Genomic DNA, 26,451 nt, shown 5'->3' with positions numbered 1-26,451 from the left:
GCCAGCACCTTGATCGTGAAGCGCTTGGCGGCGGCGAGGTCGTGCTCGCTGTACGGGCGGTTCATGGCTTCACCGCCGTTTCGCGCGCCACTTCGCGCATGCCGCTGATCGCCTTCTCGGTGGCCGCCTTGATGCGGTCCAGTTGCAGCCGGGCCTCCAAGATCGTGGCCAGCGGCGCGCGGGCCAGGTCTTCGACCGACACCGTGAAGAGCGTGCGCAGTTCGAAGCGCTCCGGCGCCGCCTTGACGTACGCCAGCAGCTCCTGGGTCGTGATGTCCGACCAGAGGCGGTGGCGCTCGTCGGCCTGCGGGCGGTACTGGTAGACGACGCTCGAGGGAGGCAGCGGCGTGCCGTCCTCGCCCCAGTAGAGCGGCTGGCCGGGCAAGGGCAGGTCGTCGACGCGGCGCTGCAGCGCGTCGGGGGCTGGTGCTGGCGTGCTGGTCAGGGTCATTTCGTGGAGCTCCTTGGGCTGGCGTTCGCGTATGCCTTCTCGGCGGCGTTTTCGCGCTGGCGGCGCGGCGACTGTGCGTTCAGGCGCGCCTGGCGGACCGCTTCACGGTCGGCCTGCGTCATGGCCAGCCAGTCGGCGCTGGGCGCGCGGCGGGTGCGTTTCGTCTTCATGCCTTTGCCTCCCCGCCCAGAGCCTCGACCAGATCGGCCAGCATCTTGGCCAGCTCGCCCGACATCAGGGCGAAGTCGCTATCGAAGCGCTCGTCCTGGGTATAGGCCGGCGTCTCCGCTTCCTTCAAGACGTCGAGCGGCTTTACCCCCTTGATCGCCAGCGAGTCGGTCAGCACGAAGCTGATGCGGTCGTTCCAAGTCATGGCCAGGCGGGTGCACTGCTTGCCGGCGGCGATGTGGCGGCGTACGTCGTCCGGCTCGAGCGTGTGGGACTTGTAGCCGACCTGGGCGCGGCTCTCGCCGGTGGCGCGCAGCGTCGCATCCTGGTCGATCGTGAAGCCGTGCGGCGCCTCGTCGGCTTCCAGCCAGCCGGTCATCACGGCCACCGGCGAGCGCTGAACGCGCAGCGATTCCAGCGGCATCTTGTCGACCGCCTTGAGCAGGAGCTTGACGACGTCGTCGGCTTTCGCAGGCCCTGCGGCATCGACCACCAGCCAGCCGTTTTTCGGATCGATCCAGACCAGCACGGCAGAGCGGATCGGGAAAGCGCGCGGCAGGAGCTCGTCGGCGGCGCGCTCCTTCAACTCCTTCATCGCCTTCTTGCCCGGCCGGAATCCTTGCTGCTCCTCCAGTTCATCGGCGCGTGCAGCGGCCACCTGGTTGATCACCTTCGCCGGCAGCACCTTCTTCTCGGTGACCAGCTGCAGCAGGAACTGGCCGCCTACGGCGTGCACCAGAGGCTCGCCGGCCCCGCGCGGCGCGGCCCAGCCCTGACGCAGCAGCTCGTTGCTCGACGCCGGCACGAAGGCCTGTGGCGCGAGATATTCGGCCAGGCGCTCGGCCGTCATGGCCCAGGGGGCTGGCAGGCGATACACCTGCAGGTTGCGGAAGAACATTTGCGGATCCTTGTCGTTGAGGTCGTGGTTAAAGCGGGGCGCTCGGGTCGATGGCGCCGCCCAGGCAGATCAGGCCAGCCAGAAGGGCCAGCATCAGGCTAGGGTGGCGCTCGCACCAGTCGAGGCGGTAGAAGAGCAGGAAGCGGATCATGTCGATCTCCAAGATGTTGTTGAGGTGCTTTCACTGTCAAAGCCCGGTCGTGCCGGGCAAAGGTGCTTCGGCCAGTTCTCGGATTACGCCTTGTCGGTCGCTTCGACAGGCTTGGCACTGACCTCACCGGCGCCGGCAGATTCCGGCGTCCCGCCGATGATGTAGGCTTGGTACGCGGCAGCCAGTTTCAGCACGTCGCTGCCGTTGCAGACGCCCGGCGTGCGAAGCGCCAGATCCAATGAGTGGGCGCGCTGCATCTGTTGGCTTTGGTTGGGAAGCATCTTCGATCTCCTGGTCGTTCAAGTTATGCACTGGCGCCGTGCCGGCGGCTCGACTGAGCGAAAAAGGTTCAATGCGCGTCGCGCAGTTCCGTCAGGCGCTGGATTGCGGCGCGCACGATCGCGGCCATAGCTGCAGCATCAGCGTTCGGATGGTCGGCATAGGCCTCGGTCACGTTGCGCCGGCCGCCACCCACGCCAACGGACACGGTGCCGTCGTCCTGGTCGTGGCGAACGCTCAGGCCCAGCTCGGTGCTGAGCGGGCCGGCCGCCATCCAACTGCGGCGCCAGTGCGGCGGCACCTGCGGCGCCACGGTCGAGAAGGTCAGCCGCGGCGAGGTGGCGCTGCTGCCGAAGGTGCTAGTGCGCTGCACGTGAACGAGTGGCGCGTCGAGCGTCAGCGTCGTCGGCGCCTTGAATGTGCGGCGCCACTTCGGGTGTAGCTTCGCCAGCGCGATCTCGTCGGCGAAGGCGCCCTTCAGGTATTCGTCATCCCACTGCTTGGTCATTTCGATCTCCAGTTCACTGCCCAAGACATTGCGGAATCGCATAGGACGTCTTGAGCTCGCTTGGTACAAGATCGATTATAGCGAATCGCTAAAGTATGTAAAGTGAAAAATATAGCGACGCGCTAATTTCTTCGCTATACTTCGTCCATCAGCCGAGTCTGGCTGGTTGCAAGCCTGGAGCAGGGAGGGGAAACCGCCGACGCCCAGGAGCAAGAACCGAGCTGACGGCATCAGCCGCTTCACTCGTCGGGAACCGCCGGCAGGGGTGAGGGGATAGGCGTACTGTGGGAATGGTCTGAGATACGCACGCGGGCAGCGAAGTTAGCACCTGCGGACCGGAAAGGCTGACGAGTCGTAGATACGGCGTACCGATATCCACGTAAAGACCCAGCGCTATAGGAAAGCTGAGTCTTCGTCCCAGCCCCCGATAGTACGAAACCCAGACAGGGGTTGAAGTTAGAGGATGATCAGATACTGTAGCTAAGAAGTACCTCTATTCGGTGTTGTTAGTACCTATACAAGGTGCAGGACAAAAAAGGCCGCGAATGGCGAAAAAAATGACCCTATCGGGCTACCTGGCGCAGAGGGGAAAGAAAGCAAAGGCGCTGACGCGGGGCGAGGCCACACTGCTGGGCATTCCATACCCGCTGCAGGCTGGCTGGCCCCGGCGATACGGCGCCGTCGAGATCAACGAGGTCATGCTCGAGAAGTTGACTGCCTGCGCCGAGGTGGCGCGCCGCGCGGCTGAAGAGAAGGCGCAGCGGGCCGGAGTCAAGCGCGCGGGCGAGACCTCGCCGCGCCCGCTCCAGCCGCCGACGGCGATTGAGCCTGCAGTATCGAGAGTGGTGTCAGGGTTCGTGCTGCGCAAAGCACGACGGCACCGGGGAAGGCGGCCTGCCCCTTGGGCATAACATACCCGCGCTATGCGGGTGAGGAGATCGGAATGAGGAAAAACTTGGAATGTGCTGACAAGCTGCTCGAGGTAGCCGCGGGTGCGCTACCTTGGCGAGCTGCAGTCGAGGTACTTCAGGCTGCCAGGAAAGAGGTCGATGCCATCGAGCGCGAGGAGTGTCAGCGCCTACTCGCGATTGGGGAGTCGCTGGGAACAATGGCAGCAGCGATCGCGGGGGGCGCCGGCCGCGCCGTCTTGATGTCCCTTGTCCTTGAATGGGAGCAGAACGCGCGCAGTCAACTGCAATGCGCCGAGCGAACAAAAGATCCGATGGGAAAGCGCCTAGTGCAGCACGGCGCCATGTGCTACTTCAACTGCGCCCAGGCTGTCAGGCGGCACCTAGACGCCGCAGTGTCTCTGCCTTCGCCCATTCAAGAAGGACGGTGAATGCCACGCCTCCGGCAGGTCCGATAACGGTTTTCTTGGCTGAGGCCCAAAGGCTAGGGTCGCGGATTGAGTCAATAAACTCGTGGCCCTTCCAAGTTATTGATGTTGGAATTCCCATCGGAAGCCTATCGCTGAGGCTTGTCGCATCTGCGGCATCGATGAGATCTCCTTGGGCCATTAAGTGCGCGTGATGGTAAATCTGTTCTTTAGTATAGTCGGGAAGCAGTTCGGTCCATTTAACGTTCGGCCCCTGCTCATTCTCACTCATCACCATGAGAATTTTCCGCACCAAGTCCATGTCACGCTTCATAACTTCCCCTCAAAATCGGCATCCAGGCGTGCCGTAGCGCCGCTATCCTACCTGCAATTCAGACTGACAGTCCTTGCACTTCGCCGCCTCGCGGCACCGACGTCGGTCACAAGATCCCGGCCACTCGGCGTCACGTGCTGGACCCTGCAGGTGACGATGTCTTTGCGATCCATCCATGCTTCAATGCCCACCGCACCTCAGTTCACCAGGTGATGCGGTGGCCGTCCTGGTGGTGTTGACCAGACCCGGGTTCGGAGCGGCATGGTCGGCAGTGCTTACAGGGCAGATGACTTCTGCTCCTTCAGTTCCTTCATGCACTCATCACGGTTGTCGAAATTGTAGTGAATCGCGGCCATTCCGCTGCTCCCATCCAGCGCGACTGCAACGATCTCGATATTGGAGAGGCCCTGGGGCATTGGCTGCTGGGTTTTCCCCGCCGTCCAGTCGAACCCGTACATCACAGACTCTTCCTTCAGGCCCATCATCCAGAATTCCGGGTTTCGGCGGTACACATCGCGGGATATGTAATTCACCTTATCCGAATGCTTCCCATACTTAATCTGCATCGTTTCAGCCAGCTGATCGACTTTGGATCTAATTTGATCTCCAGCGCCATTGACGTTATTCACGTCGAATGTGGCACGAATGCGGCATAGTCCAGCTTTTGGCGCAGCCAACACAACATACTCACCAGGATCGGAAAATGGCTTTGGAGGCTTGCCCCTGTAGATTCCCGGCGCAGAGTCAACTTCTTCGAAGCCGATCGCTTTTAGCTCGGCAGCGGAAATGCCTGCAGCCAGTCCGAACGGGCCGTCGTATATCTTCGCCGCAGCGGGAGGTGCCTTCTGAGGCTGGCTGGCGGGGGCCGCATTCGGCGCCTCTGCAGATGGCGGCGCCGCCGTCGATGGCTCCTGCTTACTGCAGGCGACGAGGCTCGCGCCTAGCAAAGCGAAAACTGCGAGCGGAAAATTCTTATGCATTTGGCTAAGATCGATAGTCGGCATCTAAGCGTGCCGTTTCGCTCGCGCGAGTATAGCTGAGCACCTCGAGCAAGAATCTACCCAATACTCACTCGCCCATTCGCTGGCGGCCTGTTGCTGGAAGGTCTTGCCAGTCGATGTCCGCTGCACCAGCAAGCAGGTCGAACAGCTGCCGATCGGAATCGTTCGCCGCGTAGGCCCGCGCCGTGCGCCAACAAGAATCATCATTCGCGACCAGCACGGCAGGCAGTGCGAACTGACGCTGCAGCACCTCCACCAAGTCTGGCGCATGGCGCCCTCCCAACTGCCACCGCTCGACAAGTGCCACCACAGTGCGCTCGCCACGCACGCGCAAAACCGCATACTGCATTACAGCCTTTCGCTTTCGCGCTTCACAACACGCCCCACGATGATGCAGTCTGTCCCACTGCACACCCGGCGGTAGTATCTCTGTTGGTCCCGGTGGTCTGACGTCAGCCACCATTGGCCGGCGTCGCGCGTCATGCGTTTGATCACGGGCTCGCCTCCATAGTTAATGGCGTAGAGGCCGCCGTCGACGAGGCGGGTGTCGGCTAAGTTGATTATGACAAGATCTCCGTCATACAACGTCGTCTCCATGCTCTCGCCCTTCACCAGGGTAGCAATCAGATGCCTCCGGCTGTAGCCATGACGCTCGATCCAACTGGTGGGAACAGTGGTGGTGGTTCCGTCGAAGCGTTCTGGTTCAGTCTCGAATCCGCTAATACCTGCGGACAGGCGCAGTTTCACTTTAGGAATGTGGGTGAACGCGGGGTCATCGTCGTCGCGTGCTTGGACTCCGATTCCGCCCCCAAGCAGACGCCCGGCATCTTCGGTCGAGAGAGGCGCGACCGGCTCAAGCAAATCAGCGGGTTTCGCCCCAGCCTCTGGCGGCGCAGGCGGCGCGGCGCCACTTCCCGTGGCCACACTCTCAACGAGGCCAGCATTCACCCAGTCCATATGGTGTGACGAATCCATCCAGCCGAGTGGCACATGGATCGCTGTCTCGATGCGTCGAGCCAATTCATCGCCCATCGCCTTCGGGGTGCCGCTTTTGCTGTCGGCCACCCGATTCTTGATCTGGCTCAGGTAGGCGGGGGAGGTAGCGGCAAGGTCGGCCAGTCTGGCTGCGCTACCGATCCTACTGATGGCTACCAGCAGGTTCAACCGCCGTATTTCGTCATTGGTTCTCATAGGCGAGATTAAATAGCAAAACGCTAAAGTTAGGAATGTGCGATTCGCTATTGCAAAACTTTAGCGATTCGCTATACTTGTGCGCATGGACCTCAAAACCTACCTCACTCAAGGCCGCGGTCGTGGCGCTGCTCTAGCGAAAGCCATCGGCGCTCATCCACCTGATGTAAGTCGTTGGGCCGATGGCACTCGGCCGGTTCCTGTTCACTTCGGCGCGCCTATTGAAAGGGCAACCGATGGGGCCGTCACCCGGAAGGAGCTATTCCCGAGCGACTGGGCAACGATCTGGCCCGAGTTGGCACATACGAATCGCCGGGCCACCGATCTTCGTCCGGCTCCTGAATAGGCCGATGTGGGCCGGATGATCCGGTAGAGCGATGCGGCGGAGGGATTCGGCATTTTGCTGTGTTGTGTTGTTGATGAGTGTTGTCAGAGTAGCTTTCTAAACGGAAAAAGTCATGAAGAAGGTTCTTCAAAATCAGTCGATGGTTGAGTTGCTTCGCAATGCGGTCGAGGCATGGCGCCGCAGCGCGCCTGGCCAGATGAGCCGCGAGACGGTTGCAATTCACGTGACCGAGGCCCACGAGCGCATTGGCGCGGACGCCGCAACCGGTATCACCTTCGAATCGACCAGCAAAGACGCCTACACCCGTGCGAAGAGCGCCGCCCAGAAGCTGTACCGCTGGTTCGGTGGCGACGACGAGCAGGAGGCAAAGCTGCCGGCGAATATGGTCCCCTCGATCCTGGCGGCGCTGCCGATCGACCACCGCGTCGCCGTCCTGAACCAGATCTTTTGCTCGTTGGGCGTGGAGGTCCGCGCGGTCGACCAGGTGCCGGCGATCGGCTTCGACCCGCTCAAGCACCTGAAGAACATCGCTAAGGAAAGCGCCGAAGGGAAGCTCGCGCTGATTCAGGTCGGCGCCGAGGCATCCGAGGAGCAGCTGCTCCAGGCCCGCGTCGAACTCACCGAGGCGGCCGAGGCATACCAGGCAGCCGCGGACGACGTGACCGCCGAAATCCACGCACGCCGGGCGCTGGCCCGCGCGAGCGCCTAGTCGACGTAGGCAGCACCCAGGCGGCGGGATGGCGCCGCCACCAATACCGAGGAGTGAACTTGAAAAACGTACCGAAGCTGCTGGACACGCTGCGCGAGCGCTTCCAGATCAAGAGCGACGCGGCGCTGGCGCGCGAGCTGGACATCGTGCCGGCGCAGATCAGCAAGCTGCGCGGCGGCGCGACGCTGGGTCCGAGCGTAATCCTGCGGATCCATGAGCACCTGGGCATGCCGGTCAAGGAAATACGCGAGCTGGCGGCGTAAAGCCCGCTCCCCACCGATACCACGATACCCCGGCGCCAGTCCGCAGGCCTGCGCCGGATCACAGAAGGAGGAGGGATGGATCAATCGAAGGAGTCGACGGCGGCGCCTGTGCCGGCCAGCTTCGAGCAAGCCCGAGCGATGGCCCAGGAAGCAGTAGAGAAAGCGTTTCGTGTTCCTGCGGAGTGCCTGGTCGAGCCGGGCCACGTGATGAGCCACAAGAAGTTCGAGCAAATGCTCGCAGAGCAGCAGAAGTGAAAAGACCTCGGTTGCAGCCGAGGTCCCATAAAGCAAATTCCTTGGAAGGAAACCAAATGTTAGCACAATCGAATCCGCCGGCGGTGCACGCCGGTGAAGATCAGTCTTCGCCACCAGGTTGCCTGCCGGTCATGTCCTACGGGACAGAGCCGCGCGAGCGCGCTGAGAGCGAGGCGGAAACCCTGAGCCAGCTGGTGATCGGCAACGACTGGTTGCGCGCTGGCGACGTCGTCTACATCACCGAGACCCGCCGGCACACCCTGACCGATGCAGACCTGAATGCGGCCGCGCGCGCCGTGATCGGCGGTGCGGCATGACCGCGCTCACCCCGGACCGCTTTCTGCGCGACGTCGCCGGCCACAAGCTGGCCATCCTGCGCGACGATGGCGTCTACCGCCATCTGCGCTTCAGCCGCCCCGATACCGGCTGCATGCATTTCGACCTGATCACGTGGCCCGGTCATCTCTGCTACGCCGGAGATATGGGCACCTACGTATTCACCCGCCTCCGCGACATGTTCGATTTTTTCCGCCGCTCGAAGTCGAAAGACCTCTTCGCCGTCGACCATTACTACTGGGCCGAGAAGGTCGAAGCCGGCGGCCGCGCGGGCCGCGGCAACGGTGTGACCCAGTTCAGCAAAGCCAAGTTCGACGCCGCTGTGCGGCAGTGGGTCGAGGACTTCGGGGCGGGTGAGGCCGGCGAGGCCACAGACCTCGGCGAGACCGAGCTGTTCACCTCCGCACTGGGCGACCTGCGCGCTGCCGTCGAGCGCGACGTGATCGGCGCGGACGACAACGATATCCGCTGCTTCGACGCCGCCAACGAATTCGTCTTCGGCGCGGAAGACAGCGAGGCCTGGAGCGCATACTTCGGCGCCGAGACGACCTTCGAATTCACGGACTTCTGGGAGGTCAATCACGACGAATTCACGCACCGCTTCCAGTGGTGCTGCTACGCGCTGGCCTGGGGTATCAAGCAATACGACGAATCGAAGGCGGCGGCAGGCGCGGCCGAGGGCGAAGAGGTGCCAGCATGACGCGCGCCAGCTACGTCACCCCTGGCCAGACCGCCGCGCGCATCGAGAATTTGCGCCGCCTGGTTGCAGAGCTGCTGGTGCGCTCGATGCGCCGCGACGAGGTGGGCGACCTCCTCGAAATGGGCCCGTCTGGCGTTCGCAAGTACATCAAGGAGCTGGGCGACCGTGTCACGACGGTGCGCACGCCCGATGGCCCAGTCTATTTCATTGCGATGACGCTGGAGCACGCCCAGGCCTACCTGGAGCAGCTCGCCGCGGTACCTGTCTCGCGCCCGACCGGCCGCCCGAAGCCGATCGCAGAGCGCGCACTCGACTCGAGCCGCCACATCCACATCATGAAGGACGACAGCCACTACGCGGTGCGTCTGCACTCGGCGCCGGCCGTGCGCGACCCGCTGGTTGCGGCATTTTTTGGACCGCGCGGGTGAGGCAGCGATGACGACCGTCTACTACAACGAGTTCGACAAGTACGCTGCCGACTGGCTGGTCGAACTGATCGCGGCCGGCCACATAGCGCCGGGCGTGGTCGACACCAGGAGCATCGAGGATGTACACCCCGCCGACCTCAAGGACTTCACCCAGTGCCATTTCTTCGCCGGCATCGGCGTCTGGTCCCTGGCACTTCGCCGCGCCGGCTGGCCAGATGACCGACCTGTTTGGACTGGTTCCTGTCCCTGCCAACCTTTCAGCGCGGCAGGCCAAGGAGCTGGATTTGCTGACGAGCGGCACCTATGGCCGGCATTCCACCACCTCATCCGCCAGCACCGCCCTGCAGTCGTCCTTGGAGAGCAGGTTGCGAGTAAAGACGCAGATCCTTGGATCGACCTTGTACAAGATGACATGGAAGGCGTGGGATACCGGTTCGGGGCGATCCCGTTCCCGTCTGCGGGCGTCGGTGCTCCGCACATCCGAGACCGGCTCTACTGGGTGGCCGCCGCCGACGGCGGCACTGGCGGAAAAGGGCGTGCGCACGTTCGAGGGCGGGCTGATCGAGGCCATGCGCAACCACGGGCCGGACTTAGCGGCGGTCGCGTGCTTGACGGGCTGGACCACGCCGACCACGCGCGACTGGAAGGACTCGGGAGCGGACATCAAGCCGCGCGGGGACAACGGGAAGGATCGATTCGATCAGTTGCCTCGTCAAGCGAACCTGTGCGGTTGGCCGACGCCACGAGCAGCGGACGGGGGTGGGGCGAGGGGCAGCTCGGCGGGGTTCGGACTGCGGAACGATGTGAAGCTGGCGCGCATGGAGAGCCCGGCCCGACTAACGGCTACTGGCGAGCTGCTGACTGGCTCGGATGCCGGGATGGAAAGTGGCGGCCAGTTGAACCCGGCACATTCCCGCTGGCTCATGGGGCTGCCGCCCGAGTGGGACGCCTGCGCGCCTATGGCAACGCGATCAACGCCGAAGCGGCGCGCGTCTTCATCGAAGCCGTGATGGAGGCCACGTGACCTACATCCGCCACTCCGCGCCACGCTGCATCGCCTGCGGCCGGCCGCAGGGCCGCGCCCACGCCTCTGATTGCCATCTTGCAAAATTCACTATTCGGAGGGCCTACCATGGCCACCAATAAAGGAACCCGGACCGCGATGCGAGGCACGGCCTCCTACGCCGCTGGCGCATACCTGCACAAGCACGGCCCGATGAGCCAGCACGCGCTGCTCGCCGTGGTCGACATGGGTCACAAGACCGGTCACCAGGAAGACACCCTGCAGCGCGCGATCAGCAGCGGCTGGCTGCTCGAGCAGATCGACGGCAAGATCAACATCAGCCCATTCGCACGCGCGCACTACGACCGCCTGGAGGGCGAGAAGGCACGCCCGGTCGGCCAGATCGCGGCGCTGCGCCAGCCGGCCGACGTCTTCGCGCGCCCGCCGCTGAGCAAAAAGTACATCCCGAACCCGCGCGGCACCCGCCAGGACATCCCGGCGTGGTCGAGGCGTACCGGTCAATCCTTCCATACGAAAGCCTGACCATGAGCACCCAGATCAAAGAGCGGCCGATTCTGTTCAGCGGCGCCATGGTGCGCGCGCTGCTCGACGGCAGCAAGACACAGACGCGCAGGATCGTGAAGGACGACCCGGGCCCGTACTGGATGCCGCGCGTCGGACTGTACAACCCGGTCGTGATTGCAAATGGCGGCTACGAGGCGCCCGGCCCGGAAATCTACGGCGCGTCGGATGAGCATCATGGCCGCAAGTGCCCCTACGGCCAGCCCGGCCATCGGCTGTGGGTGCGCGAGACGTGGGGTGTCGTCAGCAATGCATGGGGCGAAGACGGCAACCTGGTCGACTGGGTTCCTGACCGGCCAGCGACGGCGGTTCACGAGATGCGGTTTGGCGGCGGCTACTACAGCGGCCATGCCATCTACGCGGCCGACGGCGGCTACGAGTGGGCGGGCGACGATGACGGCGGCGGCGAACCTCGCTCTGCCTGGCATCCGTCCATCCACATGCCGCGCGCCGCCAGCCGCATCCTGCTCGAGGTCGTGTCGGTGCGCGTCGAGCGGCTGAATGCATGCAGCCAGTCTGACGCCATTTCCGAGGGCGCGGTAAGCATCCGAAGCAAAGAATGGGATCGCGAGCACTTCCCTGTGTGGCGTTACCTGTTCGATGAAGCTGTCGCGGCCGGCGAAAAGCCGCCAGTCGGCCCATCGCCAGTGCAGGCCTACCAGGCGCTGTGGGAATCCATCAATGGCGTCGGAAGTTGGGACGCCGACCCCTGGGTGTGGGTGGTCGAGTTCAAGCGGGCGATGCCATGAGCACGTTTTCAGTCGGGCTGGGCGTCGATCCAGAAACGCGCCCGCTCCAGCGCATCCTGATCAGCTTCATGCGCGGTCTCGCAGCTCATCCCTCGTTCCTTGGGCTCGTGGTATCGAATCGCGAGCTGCCCGGGAGGTGCCGACGGGCTTCGGCTGAGAACCGTGACGGCGCTCTGGTAGCGATTGCCGGGCGTGGGCCAGACTCTCGCGACGATGGTGTATCCCCGGTATTCGTGTTCGGGCATCTGCTGCATGGTCTCTCCTATGGGTGCGGACGGAGGATCGTAGCATGATGCGCCGCTCACCCCTCAAGCAGGGCAAGCCGCTCGAGCGCAAGACGCCGATGGCGCGCGGCACCGGCTTCAAGTCGCCCGCCGCCGGTGCCGGCCTGTTGCGCGTCGCCGCGGTTCAATCACAGGTCCGGGCCCGAGAGCCGAAGCCACGCAAGCCGATCGCCTCGCGCGGCATGAAGGGCCGCCCGCCGACCGCCGACGAAGCGCGGTTCATGAGCGCGATCGCCGCCCTAGGCTGCATCGCCTGCCGGAAGGACGGCTGGCACAACCCGGACGTCAGCGTGCACCACATCGACGGGCGTACGAAGCCGGGCGCGCACCTGCTGGTGCTCCCGCTGTGCGCTGGCCACCACCAGGACGGCACCGGCCCGAACCCGGCCCTCATCGCGGTCCACCCGTACAAGGCGCGCTTCGAGGAGCGCTACGGCGCCCAGCGCGCGCTGCTGGCCGAGTGCCTGGAGATGATCAAAGAGAAAGGAATGTTTTTATGCGAGATGCAATGACTGCAGGCGGCGCGGGTGAGGCGGCGCCATTCACACTGCACCTTGGCGACTGCATTGAGGTGATGCGCACCCTTCCGGACAACAGCGTCGACGCAATCGTCACCGATCCACCCTATGGCCTGAGCTCCGAGCCAGACATGGCCGAGGTCCTGCGCCACTGGCTTGCCGGTGACGACTACCAGCACAAGGGCGGCGGCTTCATGGGTAAGACGTGGGACAGCTTCGTCCCGGGCCCGGCCGTGTGGCGCGAGGCGCTGCGCGTGCTGAAGCCGGGCGGCCACTTGTTGGCGTTCTTCGGCTCACGCACCTATGACATGGGCACGCTGGCGATCCGCCTGGCTGGCTTCGAAATACGCGACCAGGCTCTGTGGGTCTACGGGTCGGGCTTCCCGAAATCGCAGAACATCAGCAAGGCGATCGACAAGCAGGCTGGCGCCGAGCGCGAGGTTGTCAGCGAGGGCAAAGTTGTCAAGCGCATGATCCCGGGCGCAGACCAGGACAAGACCGGGAGTTGGATCAAGGACAACGGCCGCGAGTATGTGCCGCAGGTGACGCGCGCGGCTACGCCGGAGGCCAAGCAGTGGGAGGGCTGGGGCACCGCTCTCAAGCCCGCACACGAGCCGATCTGCGTTGCGCGCAAGCCGCTGGCCAAGGGCCTGACGGTGGCGGCGAACGTGCTGCAGTTCGGGACCGGGGCGATCAATGTAGACGGGTGCCGTGTCGGCGAAGAGAGCACGCGCCGCGCCACGCTGAAGGTCATGACTTCCCGCGGCGCGCCGGGCGACTCGTACGCCAACCAGGACCACCGCTATGCCGATCGTTCGTCGAGCTACCCGACCGGCAGCGATGCCGGCCGCTGGCCTGCGAACCTGATCCACGACGGCAGCGCCGAGGTAGTGGCGCTGTTCCCGCAGCAGGAGAGCGGTTCTCGCGCTGCCGGCGTTCGCAAGGGGATGGGATTCCACGGCGCCGACGGAGACGGGGGGCCGGCGATCGCCAGCAGCGCCGGTAGCGCAGCGCGCTTTTTCTACTGCGCCAAGGCCAGCCGCGCCGATCGCAATGAGGGATGCGCCAGCTCGGACACACCGGTCGTCGAAAAGGACGCCACCATGCGCGCCTGCAAGACGGCCGACTGGAGTACTCGCAACGGCAACCATCACCCGACGGTGAAGCCGACCGACCTCATGGCCTACTTGGTGCGCCTGGTGACGCCAGCACGCGGCCTGGTGCTGGACCCATTCATGGGCAGCGGGTCGACCGGTAAGGCGTGCATGCGTGAGGGCTTCCGCTTCGTCGGCATCGATATGACCTCGGAGTATGTGGAGATCGCAAGAGCGAGGATTGAACACGAAGCGCGCGTGGTCGCCGCGGCAGTCGGGGTGACCGCAGCGCCTGAGCCGCAGCTCAGTCTATTCGAGGAGGTGGCATGAAGAAGCCGCGCAACAAGAAATACCGCCCGCGCCCGGTGGCGCAGCCCAGCGGCCGGATCGATGAGGGGCACGTCTACAGGGAGGCCGCTTGACGCGGCTCCGTTACTAGAAAGGAAACGACATGGGAAGCATGCTGACACTGCAAACCACCGGTGGCGCCGACGTCACGATGTCGAGCCGCGAGATCGCTGACCTGGTCGAGAAGCGGCACGACAATGTGCTGCGCACGATCGAAAGCCTGCTGGCGCGCGGCACGATCGCACTCCCTCAACTTGAGGAAGTGCCGAACGACGGCCCCGGCCCGAAGATGATCCGTCAATACCGCGTCGGCAAGCGCGACTCGTATGTGATCGTGGCGCAGCTGTCGCCCGAGTTCACCGCACGCCTGGTCGACCGCTGGCAGGAGCTGGAGTCCGCCGCGCCAGCGCCGGCCGTGCCTCAGTCGTTCGCCGCGGCGCTGCGCCTGGCGGCCGAGCAGCAGGATGTGATCGAGGCTCAGGCCGCCCAGCTCGCCGCCGCGGCGCCGGCCGTGGAGTTCGTCGAGCGCTATGCCGACTCGACCGGCACGAAGGGATTCCGCGAGGTGGCCAAGCTGCTGGGCGCGAACGAGAGTGCGTTCCGCGAGTTCTTGCTCGACCAGAAGATCATGTACCGCCTCGGCGGCGCGCTGACGCCCCATGCCCAGCACATGGACGCCGGCCGTTTCTGCGTGAAGGCGGGCACTGCCCAGAACAATCACGCGTTCAACGCCGCGCGCTTCACCCCGAAAGGCGTGACCTGGATCGCAGGCGAGTGGGCGAAGCATCAGGTAGCGCTGCGCCAGCGCCATGGGGAGGCTGCCCATGCGTGACTACTCTCCATTGCGCGGCCTGGCCGCCGCTAACCCGACCGTGCATCTGAAGTCGTCGACGGTGGTCGAGCTGCTGGATGAGCTGGACCGCCTGCGCGCCGGCGGCGCCGCACCGGCCAGGGTAAAGCGCAATGACTACCCGGCGGACTTCGAAGCCGTCTGGGAGGTCTATCCAACTCGCCCAGGCGACAGCAAGAAGGCGGCGCACAAAGCCTGGGCCGCTCGGCTCAGCGCCGGCGCCAAGGTCGCCGAGATGCTCGCTGGCGCGCAGACCTATGCCGCCTACGTCAAGGCGATGAGGACGGAGCCGCAGTTCATCAAGCAGGCGGCGACATTCTTCGGCCCGGGCGAGCACTATGCGGCGGACTGGACCGTCCCGGCCGTCCAGCCCAAATCCACCGGCGGCGGCGCCTGGTGGCTGAGCGACGCAACCAGGCTCGCGAAGGCGATGGAAGTCGGCGTCGGTCAGGCGCACTACGGTGAGTCGACCGCCAGCTGGGAGGCGCGGATCCGTGCTGCGATCGACAACGGAGGCAAGCCACCGCCTCCGCCGCGTCTGGCGCAGATCGTCTCGCCGCCGCTGCCCGTCGCGCCGCCGCCGAGTGACGATGCCGATCTGCCGCGGCGCACCGGCCGACCCGAGGGGCTGTCGAAGATGCTTCAGGACCTTGGTCGACGTGCCGCATGACGCAGCAGAGTATGAACGTCTGCGCCTGGTGCGGCCACTTCAAGATGAAGGAATACCCCGAGCACGCGAAGGTCGGGCTCGGGCGCTGCGCCGCCCGCGCCGCCCGCGTCGATGTGATCGCCCCTTTCCTGCCCTGGAAATCGCTGGCGTGCGGGCGATACACGCCGGCGCCCAACGTAGGTGACCGCCAAGCCTGGATCGAGAAGCGCCAAGTGCTCGAGCAGAACACCAATGCAGCACAGACCACAACGAAAGGATGAGATGAACGATTCGCATGAAATGCTGACCTTGCGCGCGCTGGAGGGCGACAAGCCGACGAACCCGAAGGACATGGTCGGCGTGCGCAAGGCGCCCATGTCGACGGTGCCGGCCACGGTGCTGGCCGAGATCGGCGTGGCCATGCTGGAGGGCGCGAGCAAGTACGGCCGCCACAACTACCGCGCTGTGGGCGTGCGCGGCTCCGTCTACTACGACGGCGTGATGCGGCACCTGATGGCCTGGTGGGAAGGGGAGGACATCGATCCAGATTCGGGCATGTCGCATGTGACGAAGGCGATCACCTCGCTCGTGGTGCTGCGCGACGCCATGATGCAGGGGAAGTTCACCGACGACCGGCCGCCGCGCGCGCTGCCGTTCTATCCGGCCTTAAACTCCGGCGCCGCCGACATCATCGACCGCTACGCCGATCGCAACCCGGTCCACTACACCATCACCTATGGAGACCTGGCCAAATGACCCAGACCCGACTCGGCTCGCTCATCGAGGCCATCATCAACGTTCTGATCGGCTTCGGCATCAACTTCACGGCCAACATGCTGATCTTCCCGCTGTTCGGCTTCCACATCACGCCCGGCGCCAATTTCGCCCTGGGCCTGATCTACACCGTGATCAGCGTGGTGCGTTCGTATGCCGTGCGCCGCTGGTTCAACGCCAGGCTGCAGCGGCTGGCCAGCGCCGTCGCGACGTCGATCGAGGCGCGCCAATGACCGCGAAGCGCGCGCTCCAGGCGCTGGGCCGGCTCAAGACCGGCACCATGAACAAGACCGAGGCCGCCTATGCTGCCACTCTTGACGCCCGGCGCCATGCTGGCGAGGTGGCCTGGTTCAAGTTCGAGGGGATCAAGCTTCGGTTGGCCGACAGCACCTTCTACACTCCAGACTTTGCCGTCATGCTGGCCGACGGCGAATTAGAGCTGCACGAGGTAAAAGGGTTTTGGCAAGACGATGCGCGGACCAAAATTAAGATCGCTGCTGATTTATATCCTCTGCGATTTATTGCCGTGCAGGCTAAAGCGAAAAAAGACGGTGGTGGATGGAAAATCGAGGAATTCTAGGAAACTTCGGGTCCACCCGATTTATCGATAGCTTTGATAGCTTTGTCGATTCCTTGGCGAGCCCCCTCGATCCAGTTTAGCGTTATAGGGGAGTGCTCGACGAGTCCAGCCCAAAGTTCATCCACCTTTTTTTCAAGATCGGGGTTGCCGTCTTCGAATCTAAGTATCTCGACTGTCCTGCTTAGCTCATTTACGTTGGTAAAAAAATTCTGGATCTTCAGGCGTGAGCCGGTAACGTATTGCAGAGTTGTATCATCCTCGAGAGAGCCAAGCAAGGTGGCGTACGCGTTGAAGATTGCAAAGTCGGCCTGCACAGGTGCCCAGATCATCTCCTTCCTGGTCATCCTGTCTTTAATCATATTCTCATATTGAAACAATTCTACCCCGAGGCATCTCAAGGCGCCTCTTAGCATCCTTTTACTGTTAATCTCGTCGCGGTTCTCATTAGCACGGTTCTGCCAGTGCATGACCAGGATCGCAACGAGAATTGCCGCAATAGAGCCAATCGCCTGAACCCAGGCGGTAAGGCCATATTCAGGCTCAGGCCAAGCATAGGTGCAGGAGATACTAATAACTGCTACAGCGAGTACGGCGAAGACAATCTCAAAAAATATCTGTAGCTTCTTCATAGATGAGCCGTGAAATAGGAAGCGGTGATGTTATCACCATTTTATTGTAATTTGGAAAATCTCGGGCGCGAGGCAAGCTTTCGTTGCTGCTGGTAATCTCGTGGAAATTCCACGGAGAAACCTATGTTCGCCGAGCGCTACCTTAACGCACTGAGCACTTCCAACCTTCAGGACGACGACCAGCACCATCAGACCGAGCCACTCGTCGCTGCGGCGCTAGCCGACCTGTCCGGCGGATCGGGCGAACTGTTCGGCTCGATGCTGTTGCGCGCGCACATCGCCGGCGTGCCGCGTCAGCCGGTCGAAAGCGCGGCCCGCGAGTTGGCCGTGTTGCTGCGCGTGTGGACCAGCGCGGTGGCGCATAAGGGATTCGACCGCAAGTGGATGAACATCAAGGCCGAATGGGACATCAAGGCAGCCTATGCCATGTATGCCAAGATCGCCCGCGTCAGCTTGGCGCACTGGCTGGGCGGCGAGTGCTCGTGCTGCAACGGCACGAAGATCGTCGAGAGCCGCGCATGCACGCACTGCAACGGCACCGGCCGCGAGCCAGTCCTGGGCGGCGCGCTCGAGCGCGAGAAGGTGCTCGACATGGTCAGCGAGCTGGAGGGGTTGTTCCAGGCGCACAGCGCGCGCGCCGCAGCCAGGATGCGGAAGGCGGCATGACGATCGACGTCATCTGTGGTCGCGATGTTGGAGGCGGTGGAGTAACCTTGCTCCCGTCGCTGTTCTTCGGCAGGTCGCCAAGTGGCGGCGCCTGGTGGTTCTACATCATGTTCTGGCGCGGCCGTATCGGACTCAAGGTGCGCGCATGACCAAGCTCCATCCAATCCTCCAGTGGGGAATGCATAACTGGGCGCTGACCCCGTGCATTCAAGTGTGGCGCAACCGTACGTCGGGCGGAGGCTTCGCTGTGCACTTCTTGCGGGGTCGCATCGGCTTCTGGTTCTGATGCACGATGGTGTTGCAAAGCATCGAAACCGGGCGTAAACTACAGCCTTCACATATCCCTCGATCCACGTAATGCGCGCTTCGGCGCCAACGTCACCCGAGGCAGTCGAGCAGTCCGGCCAGCAGTAAAGCCGGCGCTCGTCCTGAAATATGTGCCTCATACCTCGATCTTGGCCCGCCACTTCGGCGGGCTTTGTCGTTTACGCGCCACGGAGGTGAGTCATGAAGCGCTAGACACCCGCCAGCCTGATCATCACGTAGAAGCGCGACGAAACGCGCACGGGATCTGATCTGCCCGAGAAGTGCCGGAGCGCCCGCCCGGCGAGACTTCGAAGACGGCGCCCGCGATTACGAGAATGCGAACTGGCATCGGCCAGAACAGTCGAGCGCACCCAGCGCGCACCGACGCCGGACGCTGTAACCGGCCCGCCGCCCACTTGGCAGATAGCCCTGGGGCTGGCCGCCTGACTCCCGAGAACGAGTCACCACACACACGCCATAGCTCAGATGGTTAGAGCGCTCCCGCAGTCCGGATTGAACAACAGTCGGGTGGAAAGGAGAGGCCGCAGGTTCAACTCCTGCTGGCGGGTGTGTGGTGAATGCGCATTAGCTGATGTGCCTAGAGTTGACGTTGATCTTGCGATGGAGTGATCGCTCAGCAGGATGGCGTTGCCGGACCAATAGCACCGGCCACCACTACCAGTCTCCTCGATCAGCGTCAGCGCTGGTCTTTCGCCGCCCCTCGCAGCAATGCGCCAGGCGGCTTTTCTTTTTCGAGGTGCCGCATGGTCGGTTTGTTCAAGTCCGTCACTAACTTTGCTGCGGATGTGACGACCCTGGTCGTTGCGCCAGTCGCGGTCGCCGTCGATCTCGCAGGCGCAGTTGTCAAGCCCGTTGCCGAGGTCGCTCAGGACCTGGCCAGCGAGGTCAAGAGCCTGAAGGATCGGTGATGAGCGTCGAGGCTGAATTGATCTGGCTGCGACTCGTTGTCCAGGTGCTGCGCGAGCAGGCGGTCATTGACCAGGCTCGAGGCGCTGTATGAACGACATCGCCCGCATCTACCGCGCCGAGATCCTGCGCGCAGTCCTGGGCGGTAACCCGCCGCCGGCCAAAGCGCATGACCTGACGCGTCTGAACCAAATCGCCGAGCACCTGGCTGAATGCGAAGAGGCGCGGACCATTCTGCGCGCCAAGGGTCACGGACGCGCCGGCATGTCGTTCGTCGACATGGCTCGCAGCGTGCCGGAGAACGTCAAGCAGATCCTGCGCGACATTTTTAGGACGAAGCCGGCACCGGTTGCGCCCGACATCTCCGAGGCGCACGAACCATGGAAGGCCAGCTGATGGCGACCATCTCGCTCACATTCAAGCCGCGCTTTGCCTGGTGGTTCAAGCCTGCGCTCGCCGCCGTGTTCCTGCTAGGCCGAGTGTTCCCGAATCACGTCGACCACATGATCGACGTGATCGTGGATCGAGGCGTGGTCATGGAGCCGATGTGAAGCTGCAGCAGCTGCGAACCACCCTGGCGCCGGCGGCGAGTCGCGTGAACATGCTACCCGCCCAGCGGCCCGACATTGTCGAGCGCAAGCGCGGGTCGGCCGGCGTGCGCGACCGCGAGCGCATTCGCGCGCGTGACTGTGGCCTGTGCCAGGAGTGCAAGCGTCAGGGCAAGACGACCCTCGGCGGGCCGGTCGACCACATCGTCCCACTCTGGAAGGGCGGCAGCGACGACGACGCCAATAAGGAAGTGCTCTGCGTTCCGTGTCACGACGCCAAGACGGCGCGCGAGGCAGCGGAGCGGGCGCGCGGCTGACGGTCTGTCGGTGGCGATGGGGGAGGGGGTGTTGTAAGTCTACAACGCGCCGACCTCGGACACCCACCAGTCCCTCACGCGCAGAAAAAAGTCCCCCTGGAGGAAATTGTTAATGGCTTTAACAGGCAAAAAGCGAGCCTTCGCCGATGCCGTTTTGGCCGGGTTCTCCAATAAGGAAGCGGCGATTCGCGCCGGCTTCAGTGAAAAAACGGCATCAGCGGCCGGGTCGAGAAATGTTAAAGACCCGGATGTTAAAGCCTACCTCGAGCAGCGGCGTGCCGGCGGTGGCGGGGAGGTCGCAAAAGTCGCCTTGCCACCACCCCCGGCTGACAATCTGGTCGATATCCCGTCGACAGACGATCCGATGGAGTTCCTGACCAAGCTGATGAACGAACCGTCGGCCGACATCCGCATCCGTGCGGATGTGGCCAAGGCGATGTTGCCGTTCAAGCACCAGAAGCTGGGCGAGGGTGGAAAGAAGGATCAGAAGAACGAGAACGCCAAGAAGGTGGCCAACCGCTTCGCGGCGGCGGCCCCGCCCCAGCTCAAGGCAGTGAAGTAAGGACGACAACATGAAATGGTCTACCGCCTGTCCAGATTGGGAAGACAGGCTGAAGGCTAAGCTGTCGATTATCCCGCCGCCGATTTTTCCTGACCAGGCCGAGCAGGCGCTCCGGATTTTCAAACAGTTGCGGGTCTGCGACCTGCCGAAATCGATCTGGGACGAGAGCCTGGGCGAGGAGGGCGACTACCGGAGCCCGAACTTCGGCGAGTGCAGCGAACAGTGGGTGTTCGACTTCGTTGCTGCGATCTTCGGCGGGTACGACGCGGAGACCGGGCAGCAGCTGATTCGCGAATACTACCTGCTCATTAGTAAAAAGAATACGAAATCGACGATCGCCGCCGGAATCATGCTGACGGCCGTCATCCTGTGCTGGCGGAGCGAAGAGGAGCACCTGATCCTGGCACCGACCAAGGAGGTGGCCGACAACAGCTTCAAGCCAGCCGCCGCCATGGTGCGGGCTGACGACGAGCTCATGGCGCTGTTCCACGTGCAGGATCACGTGCGCACCATCACCCATCTGGTGTCGAAGGCGTCGCTGAAGGTAGTCGCCGCGGACACCGACACGGTTTCCGGCAAAAAGTCCGGAAAGGTCCTCGTCGACGAACACTGGTTGTTCGGCAAGCGCGCGAACGCCGAGGCGATGTTCATGGAGGCGCTTGGCGGCCAAGTGTCGCGAGATGAAGGGTGGGTCATTTTCCTGACCACCCAGAGCGATGAGCCGCCGGCGGGCGTGTTCAAGGAAAAGCTCAACTATTACCGCGACGTCCGCGACGGCAAGATCGACGATCCGAAATCCCTGGGCGTCCTGTACGAATATCCGGCGGCCATGGTGAAGGCAAAAGCCTACCTTGACCCTTCGACCTACTACCTCACCAACCCGAACATCGATCGGTCCGTCAGCGCAGAGTGGCTTGCCGACCAGCTGAAGAAGCTGCTGCACAAGACGGATGGGACGCTCCAGATTTTCCTGGCAAAGCACCTTAATGTGCAGATCGGGATGAACTTGCGCGCCGACCGCTGGACCGGCGCCGACTTCTGGGAGCGACAGGCCAAGGTGCCGGGGATCACGCTCCACGAGCTGCTGGCTCGCTGCGAAGTAGTCACCGCCGGCATTGACGGCGGCGGCCTGGATGACTTGCTTGGTCTGGCGTTCGTCGGCCGCGAGCGCGGTACCGGCAAGTGGCTCGCATGGACACGCGCCTGGGCGCACCCGATTGCGATGGAGCGCCGCAAGAGCGAGGAAAGCAAATACGACGACTTCCAGGAGCAGGGCGACCTCGTGATCATTGAGGAACTGCCAGGCGACGTCGCCGAGGTGGCGTCCGTGGTCAAGGAAGTCAACGAGTCGGGCCTGCTCGCCTCCGTCGGCCTGGATCCGGAGAAGACCCACAAGGTCATGTTCCAGGCGCTGGTCGACGCGGAGATCGACGAAGCGAAATGCTTCGGCGTCTCGCAGGGCTGGAAGCTAATCGGAGCGATCAGCGTTACCGAGCGGAAGTTGGCCGAGGGCGTGCTGCTGCACGGCGGCCAGCCGCTCATGAACTGGTGCGTGAGCAACGCCAAGATCGAGCCGCGCGGTAATGCAGCCTTGATCACAAAGCAGGCCTCCGGCACCGGCAAGATCGACCCGCTCATGGCGCTGTTCAACGCCGTCCAGCTGATGGCGCTGAATCCCGAGCCGGCGCAAACCACTTCAATCTACGACGAGGGCGTAACGATATGAGCTTCATCGACTGGGCGACCCTCGTCGCCGGCATTCTTGGCCTCGCGCTGATCACGATCGGCGCCTGGATGATCTACCCGCCAGCCGGCTTCATCATTGCCGGCTCGGGTCTGCTGACCTGGTCTTACATCATTTCGCGCGCCATGGCGCGTGCGGGCGCCAAAGGATAACAGATGTTCCTTCGACAGTTTTTCTCCGGCCAGGGCGCCAGCGCTGGCGGCGGATGGTCGTCCGGACTTGGTGGTGCCCGCTCGGAGGCCGGCCCGATCGTGACGCCCGAAAGCGCGCTCTCGCTCACCGCGCTGCAGGCTTGCGTCACGCTGCTCGGCGAGAGCGTTGGCCAATTGCCGTGCGAGCTTTTCCGCCGGAAGGGCGAGGGCGAGCGCGAGCCGGCGCGCAACCACAAGCTCTATCGCGTGATCGCGTGGGAGCCTAATTCGTGGCAGACGCCAATCGAGTACAGGGAGCAAAGCCAGCTCAAGGCTGGTTTGAAGGGAAATTCGTTCAGCGAAATCGTCCGGGATACCGACGGCACGCCGATCGCACTTCATCCCATCGACGGGGTGGTCGCTGTCTACAAGGGCAGCGACCTGCGCCCGTATTACAGCATCGACGGCGGCCCGCTTCTGCCGCAGCGGATGATCCACCATGTGCGGTGGGTCGGGCTGAATAGCTATGTCGGCCTGTCGCCGGTCATGCTCCATGCGAACGCGATCGGGCATGCGCAGGCGATCCAGCAGTACGCCGGCAAGTCATTCATGAATGGCACGGCGCTGTCCGGGGTGATCGAACGGCCGCGCGAATCGTCGCCGATCAAAGACCAGAGCGTCATCGATCGCATCACCGACAGGTGGCAGCAGATGTATGGCGGCAGCAGCAACGCGAAGCGCGTCGCGATGCTGCAAGAGGGGATGACCTTCAAGCCGTTGTCGATGACCAACCTCGACGCGGAGCTAATCCCGGCGCTCAAGCTGACCGTCCTGGACATCGCTCGCATCTACAAGGTGCCGCCGCACATGATCGGCGAGCTGGACAAGGCGACGTTCGCGAACATCGAGCACCAGGCAATCCAGTTCGTCATCTATACGCTGCTTCCCTGGATCAAGCGGCACGAGCAGGCCATGATGCGCGACCTGCTGCTCCCGAGCGAGCGGGCCGAGTATTACATCGAATTTAACGTCTCCGGCCTGCTGCGCGGCGACCAGAAGTCGCGCTACGAAGCATATGCGGTGGCGCGAAACTGGGGTTGGCTGTCGGTCAATGACATCCGGCGCCTGGAAAATCTGCCACCGATCGCCGGCGGCGACGTCTACCTGCAGCCGCTGAACATGGTGGATGCCGCAAACCCGGGCGCCGAGCCCCGCACCCAAGTGCCGCCGCCTGACACCAAGGCCAAGCCTGAGCAGGTCAAAGAAATCGAAGGAATCCTCGCATGAAGAACCGTTTCCGAATCGCCGGCATGATTTTCAATCAGCCGCTGATGGTGACCGAGGCAATGCTGGACCAGGCCGCAGCCTGGGCGAATCAGCAAATGAGCCTCAACATCGTCAACCTGAGCGTCAACGGCGCGCAGCCGCAGATGACGGAAGACGACGATGATCGCCCGTACGAGACCGCCGCGATGCGCGCCGAGTCGGCCCGGCGCCAGCAGATCGCCGACACCGGCGTGGCGATCATCCCGGTGCACGGCGTGCTGGTGAGTCGCAGCATGCAGATGAATCCCTGCGAGACGATGACCAGCTACGAGCAGGTGCGCGCCCAGGTGAATGCCGCGCTCGCGGATCCTGCCGTCGAGCAGATCGCTTTCGACATCGACAGCCCGGGCGGCAGCACCCTCGGCGCCTTCGAGCTCGCGGACTTCCTCTTCGAAGCGCGCAGCGTCAAGCCGATGAGCGCGATCACCCATTACAGCGCCTACTCGGCCGGCTATCTGATTGCCTCGGCGATCGGCAACGTCTCGATGTCCCGCACGTCTGGGGTCGGCTCGGTCGGCGTGATCGCCAAGCACCTGGATGTGTCGGCTCGCAACGAGCAGATGGGCGTCAAGGTGACGACCGTCTACGCCGGCGCGCACAAGAATGACCTGAGTCCGCACGAGCCGCTGTCCGGCCAGTCGCTGAAGTTCCTCAACGACATGGTGCAGGGCTACTACGGCCAGTTCGTCGACGCCGTTGCGCGATACCGCGGTGTCAGTGCTGACGCCGTGCGCGGCACCGAGGCTGGCGTGTTCATGGGGCAGCAGGGCGTCGATATCGGCTTCGCTGATCGAATCGAGACCCCTCAAGTGGCCATCGACCGCATCGTCGCCCAGGCCCGGGAGGCGCGCGTCGCCCGCAGCACCAAACAATCCATCGGCGCCCGCGCGAAAGCAATGGCGCTCCAGTCCCAAATTTGACCGCGTTCGCGGGCAAGCAACCAAGCCGCCCTCGAGGCGGCTTTTTCTATTCTAGGAGAGGCACTTATGCCAACCATCAATGAGCTCCGCAGCGAACGCGCCAAGGTCAACGCCAGCGTCCAAGCGCTGGCCCTGATCGAAGCCGGCGGCGGCCAACTGACTGCCGAGCAGCTGCAGGAATTCACGGATCTGCAGGCGACCTTCGGCAACCTGACCGCCCAAATCACCCGTATGGAAGCGGCCGAAAGCATCGCCGCCGCCGCCGCGGTACCGGTCGACCGCGCGCTCGGCGCCGCACACCAGCCGAACGCACCACCGGCTGGCAGCATGGCCGCGCGTCCGCGTGAGCCAGAGATCCCGGGTCTCGGCATGTCGCGCATGGTCCGCGCCCTGGTCGCGGCTCAAGGCAATCAGCAGGCCGCTGCCAAATTTGCCGCAGACAATCACTTCGGCGATGACGTCGCGATGGCTCTGAGCACCCTGACCCCTGGCGCCGGCGGCGTCCTGGTCCCGACGAATATGGCTCGCGAAGTCATCGAGCTGTGGCGTCCAAAGTCGGTCGTGCGCACCCTCGGCGCGCGCCCGATGCCGCTGGTCAACGGCAACCTGACTATGCCTCGCCTGAAGGGCGGCGCTGTTGTCGGCTACGTCGGCACCGAAACCGATATCCCGACCACTGGTCCGCAGTTCGATGACCTGAAGCTGACGAGCAAAAAGCTCGCTGGCCTGGTTCCGATCTCGAACGACCTGCTGTCGTACACCGGCACGAACCAGAACGTTGACAAGATCGTCGTGGACGACCTGGCAACCGCGATGGGCGCCCGCGAAGACAAGGGCTTCATCCGTGACGACGGCAACAACAACACCCCGAAGGGCCTGCTGCACTGGGCACTGGCCGGATTCAAGTTCGTCGCTTCCGCTGGCGACACCATCCAGAAGATCGAAACCGATCTGAACAAGCTGATTCTGGCGCTCGAAGGTGTCGATGCGAATCTGGGCCGCCCTGGCTGGATCATGTCCCCGCGCACCTTCCGCTTCCTGGAAGGTATGCGCGACGGTATCGGCAACAAGGTCTTCCCGGAAATGAAGGATGGCATGCTGAAAGGCTACCCGGTCGGCAAGACCACCCAGGTGCCGAACAACCTGGGCGCCGGTTCGAACGCTTCCGAGCTGTATTTCGTCGACTTCAACGACTGCTTCATCGGCGAAGACGAAAGCCTGCTGATCGACTATTCCAAGGAAGCGGCCTACAAGGACGGCAACGGTGACATGGTCAGCGCCTTCCAGCGTGACCAGACCCTGGTGCGCGTGATCGCGAAGCACGACTTCGGCCCACGCCACGTGGAATCGGTCTCGATCCTGACCGGCGTAACCTGGGGCGCCTGATCGGCGCGAGGCCCTGACCCAGGGCTGAAAGCGGCGCCGTCCGGCGCCGCTCATCATCTATAAGCGAGAACCTCATGAAAGTCGTCAAATTTCTCAAGCCGTGGAAGATTTATAGCCCCGGCGACGTGGCTGGCTTCGAAGAAGACCAGGCTGAAGCCCTGATTAAAGCCAAGGCTGCCGAGCCGCACGCTGACGAGAAAGCCAAGCCGGCCGCGAAGTAAACCC

The 26,451-nt window shown here is 63.5% G+C and carries 44 protein-coding genes and 1 tRNA gene; 33 read left to right on the top strand and 12 right to left on the bottom strand.

Features of this window, described 5'->3' with window-relative positions:
* Positions 1-61: 61 nt before the first annotated feature.
* The 6 genes from LO55_RS24995 to LO55_RS24980 all read right to left on the bottom strand — a co-directional run bounded on the left by LO55_RS24995 (position 62) and on the right by LO55_RS24980 (position 2,455).
* The gene (locus LO55_RS24995) at positions 62-451 is read right to left on the bottom strand and encodes a hypothetical protein (protein WP_071363543.1); all 390 of its coding nucleotides are present in this window, start codon (positions 449-451) and stop codon (positions 62-64) included.
* Positions 448-621 (bottom strand): hypothetical protein, encoded by a 174-nt coding sequence (locus LO55_RS26835; protein ID WP_177185577.1) that lies wholly within the window; start codon positions 619-621, stop codon positions 448-450. The genes LO55_RS24995 and LO55_RS26835 overlap by 4 nt, the downstream gene beginning before the upstream one ends.
* Complete coding sequence (locus LO55_RS24990) at positions 618-1,517, bottom strand: recombination-associated protein RdgC (RefSeq protein WP_071363542.1); 900 nt, start codon at positions 1,515-1,517, stop codon at positions 618-620. The genes LO55_RS26835 and LO55_RS24990 overlap by 4 nt, the downstream gene beginning before the upstream one ends.
* A 28-nt stretch (positions 1,518-1,545) precedes the next feature.
* Entirely contained in the window at positions 1,546-1,668 is a 123-nt protein-coding gene (locus tag LO55_RS27225; RefSeq protein WP_267873250.1) for a hypothetical protein, read from the bottom strand.
* 83 nt (positions 1,669-1,751) lie between these two features.
* Positions 1,752-1,949 (bottom strand): hypothetical protein, encoded by a 198-nt coding sequence (locus LO55_RS24985; RefSeq protein WP_071363541.1) that lies wholly within the window; start codon positions 1,947-1,949, stop codon positions 1,752-1,754.
* 68 nt (positions 1,950-2,017) lie between these two features.
* Positions 2,018-2,455, bottom strand: coding sequence for a hypothetical protein (locus tag LO55_RS24980; protein ID WP_071363540.1), 438 nt, complete (start codon positions 2,453-2,455; stop codon positions 2,018-2,020).
* Between the two features lie 545 nt (positions 2,456-3,000).
* On the opposite strand from LO55_RS24980, the gene LO55_RS24975 reads away from it, so the two are divergent.
* On the top strand, positions 3,001-3,366 hold the full coding sequence (locus LO55_RS24975) for a hypothetical protein (RefSeq protein WP_218145999.1): 366 nt from the start codon (positions 3,001-3,003) through the stop codon (positions 3,364-3,366).
* Between the two features lie 369 nt (positions 3,367-3,735).
* Here the strand turns inward: LO55_RS24975 and LO55_RS26130 are convergent, their stop codons facing one another.
* The 4 genes from LO55_RS26130 to LO55_RS24955 form a co-directional block, all read right to left on the bottom strand.
* Entirely contained in the window at positions 3,736-4,104 is a 369-nt protein-coding gene (locus LO55_RS26130) for a DUF2513 domain-containing protein (RefSeq protein WP_083415556.1), read from the bottom strand.
* A gap of 275 nt (positions 4,105-4,379) precedes the next feature.
* The gene (locus tag LO55_RS26565; RefSeq protein WP_143054621.1) at positions 4,380-5,108 is read right to left on the bottom strand and encodes a hypothetical protein; all 729 of its coding nucleotides are present in this window, start codon (positions 5,106-5,108) and stop codon (positions 4,380-4,382) included.
* 64 nt (positions 5,109-5,172) lie between these two features.
* Positions 5,173-5,454 carry a hypothetical protein gene (locus LO55_RS24960; RefSeq protein ID WP_071363536.1) on the bottom strand — a complete coding sequence of 94 codons (282 nt, stop codon included), beginning with the start codon at positions 5,452-5,454 and terminating at the stop codon, positions 5,173-5,175.
* Positions 5,454-6,269: a S24 family peptidase gene (locus tag LO55_RS24955; RefSeq protein WP_071363535.1), complete on the bottom strand. Its 816-nt coding sequence runs from the start codon at positions 6,267-6,269 to the stop codon at positions 5,454-5,456. Before LO55_RS24955 ends, LO55_RS24960 begins: the two co-directional genes overlap by 1 nt.
* 112 nt (positions 6,270-6,381) lie before the next feature.
* Between LO55_RS24955 and LO55_RS26125 the strand changes: the two genes are divergently transcribed.
* The 10 genes from LO55_RS26125 (at position 6,382) to LO55_RS24910 (ending at position 11,667) form a co-directional block, all read left to right on the top strand.
* Positions 6,382-6,642, top strand: a complete 261-nt coding sequence (locus tag LO55_RS26125; RefSeq protein ID WP_083415554.1) for a transcriptional regulator — start codon at positions 6,382-6,384, stop codon at positions 6,640-6,642.
* A gap of 112 nt (positions 6,643-6,754) precedes the next feature.
* Entirely contained in the window at positions 6,755-7,351 is a 597-nt protein-coding gene (locus LO55_RS24950) for a toxin YdaT family protein (protein WP_083415553.1), read from the top strand.
* 59 nt (positions 7,352-7,410) lie between these two features.
* Positions 7,411-7,614 carry a hypothetical protein gene (locus tag LO55_RS24945; protein ID WP_083415552.1) on the top strand — a complete coding sequence of 68 codons (204 nt, stop codon included), beginning with the start codon at positions 7,411-7,413 and terminating at the stop codon, positions 7,612-7,614.
* 75 nt (positions 7,615-7,689) lie between these two features.
* Complete coding sequence (locus tag LO55_RS24940) at positions 7,690-7,869, top strand: hypothetical protein (RefSeq protein ID WP_071363532.1); 180 nt, start codon at positions 7,690-7,692, stop codon at positions 7,867-7,869.
* 56 nt (positions 7,870-7,925) lie between these two features.
* Positions 7,926-8,186 (top strand): hypothetical protein, encoded by a 261-nt coding sequence (locus LO55_RS24935; protein WP_071363531.1) that lies wholly within the window; start codon positions 7,926-7,928, stop codon positions 8,184-8,186.
* A complete protein-coding gene (locus LO55_RS24930) occupies positions 8,183-8,905 on the top strand; it encodes a hypothetical protein (RefSeq protein ID WP_071363530.1) in 723 nt (240 codons plus the stop codon). The genes LO55_RS24935 and LO55_RS24930 overlap by 4 nt, the downstream gene beginning before the upstream one ends.
* Positions 8,902-9,333: a mechanosensitive ion channel family protein gene (locus LO55_RS24925; protein ID WP_071363529.1), complete on the top strand. Its 432-nt coding sequence runs from the start codon at positions 8,902-8,904 to the stop codon at positions 9,331-9,333. The genes LO55_RS24930 and LO55_RS24925 overlap by 4 nt, the downstream gene beginning before the upstream one ends.
* A 7-nt stretch (positions 9,334-9,340) precedes the next feature.
* Positions 9,341-10,357: a DNA cytosine methyltransferase gene (locus LO55_RS24920; RefSeq protein ID WP_071363967.1), complete on the top strand. Its 1,017-nt coding sequence runs from the start codon at positions 9,341-9,343 to the stop codon at positions 10,355-10,357.
* A 108-nt stretch (positions 10,358-10,465) separates the two neighbouring features.
* On the top strand, positions 10,466-10,879 hold the full coding sequence (locus LO55_RS24915) for a hypothetical protein (protein WP_143054620.1): 414 nt from the start codon (positions 10,466-10,468) through the stop codon (positions 10,877-10,879).
* 2 nt (positions 10,880-10,881) lie between these two features.
* The gene (locus tag LO55_RS24910; protein WP_071363527.1) at positions 10,882-11,667 is read left to right on the top strand and encodes a hypothetical protein; all 786 of its coding nucleotides are present in this window, start codon (positions 10,882-10,884) and stop codon (positions 11,665-11,667) included.
* A gap of 8 nt (positions 11,668-11,675) precedes the next feature.
* Here the strand turns inward: LO55_RS24910 and LO55_RS24905 are convergent, their stop codons facing one another.
* Positions 11,676-11,921 (bottom strand): hypothetical protein, encoded by a 246-nt coding sequence (locus tag LO55_RS24905; RefSeq protein WP_071363526.1) that lies wholly within the window; start codon positions 11,919-11,921, stop codon positions 11,676-11,678.
* A 35-nt stretch (positions 11,922-11,956) separates the two neighbouring features.
* Here LO55_RS24905 and LO55_RS24900 point away from each other — a divergent pair, with 35 nt between their 5' ends.
* The 8 genes from LO55_RS24900 to LO55_RS24865 all read left to right on the top strand — a co-directional run bounded on the left by LO55_RS24900 (position 11,957) and on the right by LO55_RS24865 (position 16,764).
* A complete protein-coding gene (locus LO55_RS24900) occupies positions 11,957-12,463 on the top strand; it encodes a Ref family recombination enhancement nuclease (protein ID WP_218145998.1) in 507 nt (168 codons plus the stop codon).
* On the top strand, positions 12,460-13,893 hold the full coding sequence (locus LO55_RS24895; RefSeq protein WP_071363525.1) for a DNA-methyltransferase: 1,434 nt from the start codon (positions 12,460-12,462) through the stop codon (positions 13,891-13,893). The genes LO55_RS24900 and LO55_RS24895 overlap by 4 nt, the downstream gene beginning before the upstream one ends.
* A gap of 130 nt (positions 13,894-14,023) precedes the next feature.
* Positions 14,024-14,743, top strand: coding sequence for a phage antirepressor KilAC domain-containing protein (locus LO55_RS24890; protein WP_071363965.1), 720 nt, complete (start codon positions 14,024-14,026; stop codon positions 14,741-14,743).
* On the top strand, positions 14,736-15,431 hold the full coding sequence (locus tag LO55_RS24885; RefSeq protein ID WP_143054619.1) for an LvrA C-terminal domain-related protein: 696 nt from the start codon (positions 14,736-14,738) through the stop codon (positions 15,429-15,431). Before LO55_RS24890 ends, LO55_RS24885 begins: the two co-directional genes overlap by 8 nt.
* A gap of 11 nt (positions 15,432-15,442) precedes the next feature.
* On the top strand, positions 15,443-15,691 hold the full coding sequence (locus LO55_RS24880; protein ID WP_143054618.1) for a hypothetical protein: 249 nt from the start codon (positions 15,443-15,445) through the stop codon (positions 15,689-15,691).
* Between the two features lies 1 nt (position 15,692).
* Entirely contained in the window at positions 15,693-16,166 is a 474-nt protein-coding gene (locus LO55_RS24875; RefSeq protein ID WP_071363522.1) for a dATP/dGTP diphosphohydrolase domain-containing protein, read from the top strand.
* Positions 16,163-16,417, top strand: a complete 255-nt coding sequence (locus LO55_RS24870; protein WP_071363521.1) for a DUF7220 family protein — start codon at positions 16,163-16,165, stop codon at positions 16,415-16,417. The genes LO55_RS24875 and LO55_RS24870 overlap by 4 nt, the downstream gene beginning before the upstream one ends.
* Positions 16,414-16,764: a PDDEXK family nuclease gene (locus tag LO55_RS24865; protein ID WP_071363520.1), complete on the top strand. Its 351-nt coding sequence runs from the start codon at positions 16,414-16,416 to the stop codon at positions 16,762-16,764. The genes LO55_RS24870 and LO55_RS24865 overlap by 4 nt, the downstream gene beginning before the upstream one ends.
* Here the strand turns inward: LO55_RS24865 and LO55_RS24860 are convergent.
* Positions 16,761-17,393 carry a hypothetical protein gene (locus LO55_RS24860; RefSeq protein WP_071363519.1) on the bottom strand — a complete coding sequence of 211 codons (633 nt, stop codon included), beginning with the start codon at positions 17,391-17,393 and terminating at the stop codon, positions 16,761-16,763. The genes LO55_RS24865 and LO55_RS24860 overlap by 4 nt on opposite strands.
* A gap of 123 nt (positions 17,394-17,516) precedes the next feature.
* Here LO55_RS24860 and LO55_RS24855 point away from each other — a divergent pair, with 123 nt between their 5' ends.
* The 14 genes from LO55_RS24855 (at position 17,517) to LO55_RS26805 (ending at position 26,447) form a co-directional block, all read left to right on the top strand.
* Complete coding sequence (locus LO55_RS24855) at positions 17,517-18,059, top strand: hypothetical protein (protein ID WP_071363518.1); 543 nt, start codon at positions 17,517-17,519, stop codon at positions 18,057-18,059.
* On the top strand, positions 18,056-18,208 hold the full coding sequence (locus LO55_RS26830; protein ID WP_177185576.1) for a hypothetical protein: 153 nt from the start codon (positions 18,056-18,058) through the stop codon (positions 18,206-18,208). Before LO55_RS24855 ends, LO55_RS26830 begins: the two co-directional genes overlap by 4 nt.
* A 628-nt stretch (positions 18,209-18,836) precedes the next feature.
* Positions 18,837-18,933: transfer RNA gene (locus tag LO55_RS26825), tRNA-OTHER, on the top strand.
* A gap of 196 nt (positions 18,934-19,129) precedes the next feature.
* Positions 19,130-19,294, top strand: a complete 165-nt coding sequence (locus LO55_RS26820) for a hypothetical protein (protein WP_177185575.1) — start codon at positions 19,130-19,132, stop codon at positions 19,292-19,294.
* Between the two features lie 88 nt (positions 19,295-19,382).
* Complete coding sequence (locus tag LO55_RS24850) at positions 19,383-19,688, top strand: hypothetical protein (RefSeq protein WP_071363517.1); 306 nt, start codon at positions 19,383-19,385, stop codon at positions 19,686-19,688.
* The gene (locus LO55_RS26815) at positions 19,673-19,843 is read left to right on the top strand and encodes a hypothetical protein (RefSeq protein ID WP_177185574.1); all 171 of its coding nucleotides are present in this window, start codon (positions 19,673-19,675) and stop codon (positions 19,841-19,843) included. The genes LO55_RS24850 and LO55_RS26815 overlap by 16 nt, the downstream gene beginning before the upstream one ends.
* Positions 19,840-20,157 carry an HNH endonuclease gene (locus LO55_RS24845; protein WP_071363516.1) on the top strand — a complete coding sequence of 106 codons (318 nt, stop codon included), beginning with the start codon at positions 19,840-19,842 and terminating at the stop codon, positions 20,155-20,157. Before LO55_RS26815 ends, LO55_RS24845 begins: the two co-directional genes overlap by 4 nt.
* Before the next feature lie 112 nt (positions 20,158-20,269).
* A complete protein-coding gene (locus LO55_RS24840; protein ID WP_071363515.1) occupies positions 20,270-20,719 on the top strand; it encodes a terminase small subunit in 450 nt (149 codons plus the stop codon).
* 10 nt (positions 20,720-20,729) lie between these two features.
* Positions 20,730-22,445, top strand: a complete 1,716-nt coding sequence (locus LO55_RS24835; protein ID WP_071363514.1) for a terminase large subunit — start codon at positions 20,730-20,732, stop codon at positions 22,443-22,445.
* Positions 22,442-22,615, top strand: coding sequence for a hypothetical protein (locus LO55_RS26810; RefSeq protein WP_177185573.1), 174 nt, complete (start codon positions 22,442-22,444; stop codon positions 22,613-22,615). The genes LO55_RS24835 and LO55_RS26810 overlap by 4 nt, the downstream gene beginning before the upstream one ends.
* Before the next feature lie 3 nt (positions 22,616-22,618).
* Positions 22,619-23,881, top strand: a complete 1,263-nt coding sequence (locus LO55_RS24830; RefSeq protein ID WP_071363513.1) for a phage portal protein — start codon at positions 22,619-22,621, stop codon at positions 23,879-23,881.
* Entirely contained in the window at positions 23,878-24,840 is a 963-nt protein-coding gene (locus LO55_RS24825) for a S49 family peptidase (protein WP_071363512.1), read from the top strand. Before LO55_RS24830 ends, LO55_RS24825 begins: the two co-directional genes overlap by 4 nt.
* 66 nt (positions 24,841-24,906) lie before the next feature.
* Positions 24,907-26,226 (top strand): phage major capsid protein, encoded by a 1,320-nt coding sequence (locus LO55_RS24820; protein ID WP_071363511.1) that lies wholly within the window; start codon positions 24,907-24,909, stop codon positions 26,224-26,226.
* Between the two features lie 74 nt (positions 26,227-26,300).
* The gene (locus LO55_RS26805; protein ID WP_177185572.1) at positions 26,301-26,447 is read left to right on the top strand and encodes a hypothetical protein; all 147 of its coding nucleotides are present in this window, start codon (positions 26,301-26,303) and stop codon (positions 26,445-26,447) included.
* The last annotated feature ends 4 nt before the right edge of the window (positions 26,448-26,451 follow it).

The organism is Massilia timonae (assembly GCF_001866515.1).
GTDB classification, from domain to species: domain Bacteria; phylum Pseudomonadota; class Gammaproteobacteria; order Burkholderiales; family Burkholderiaceae_D; genus Telluria; species Telluria timonae.
The sequence above is the reverse complement of the archived record's forward strand: the minus strand, read 5'-3'. Positions and strand labels throughout refer to the sequence as shown.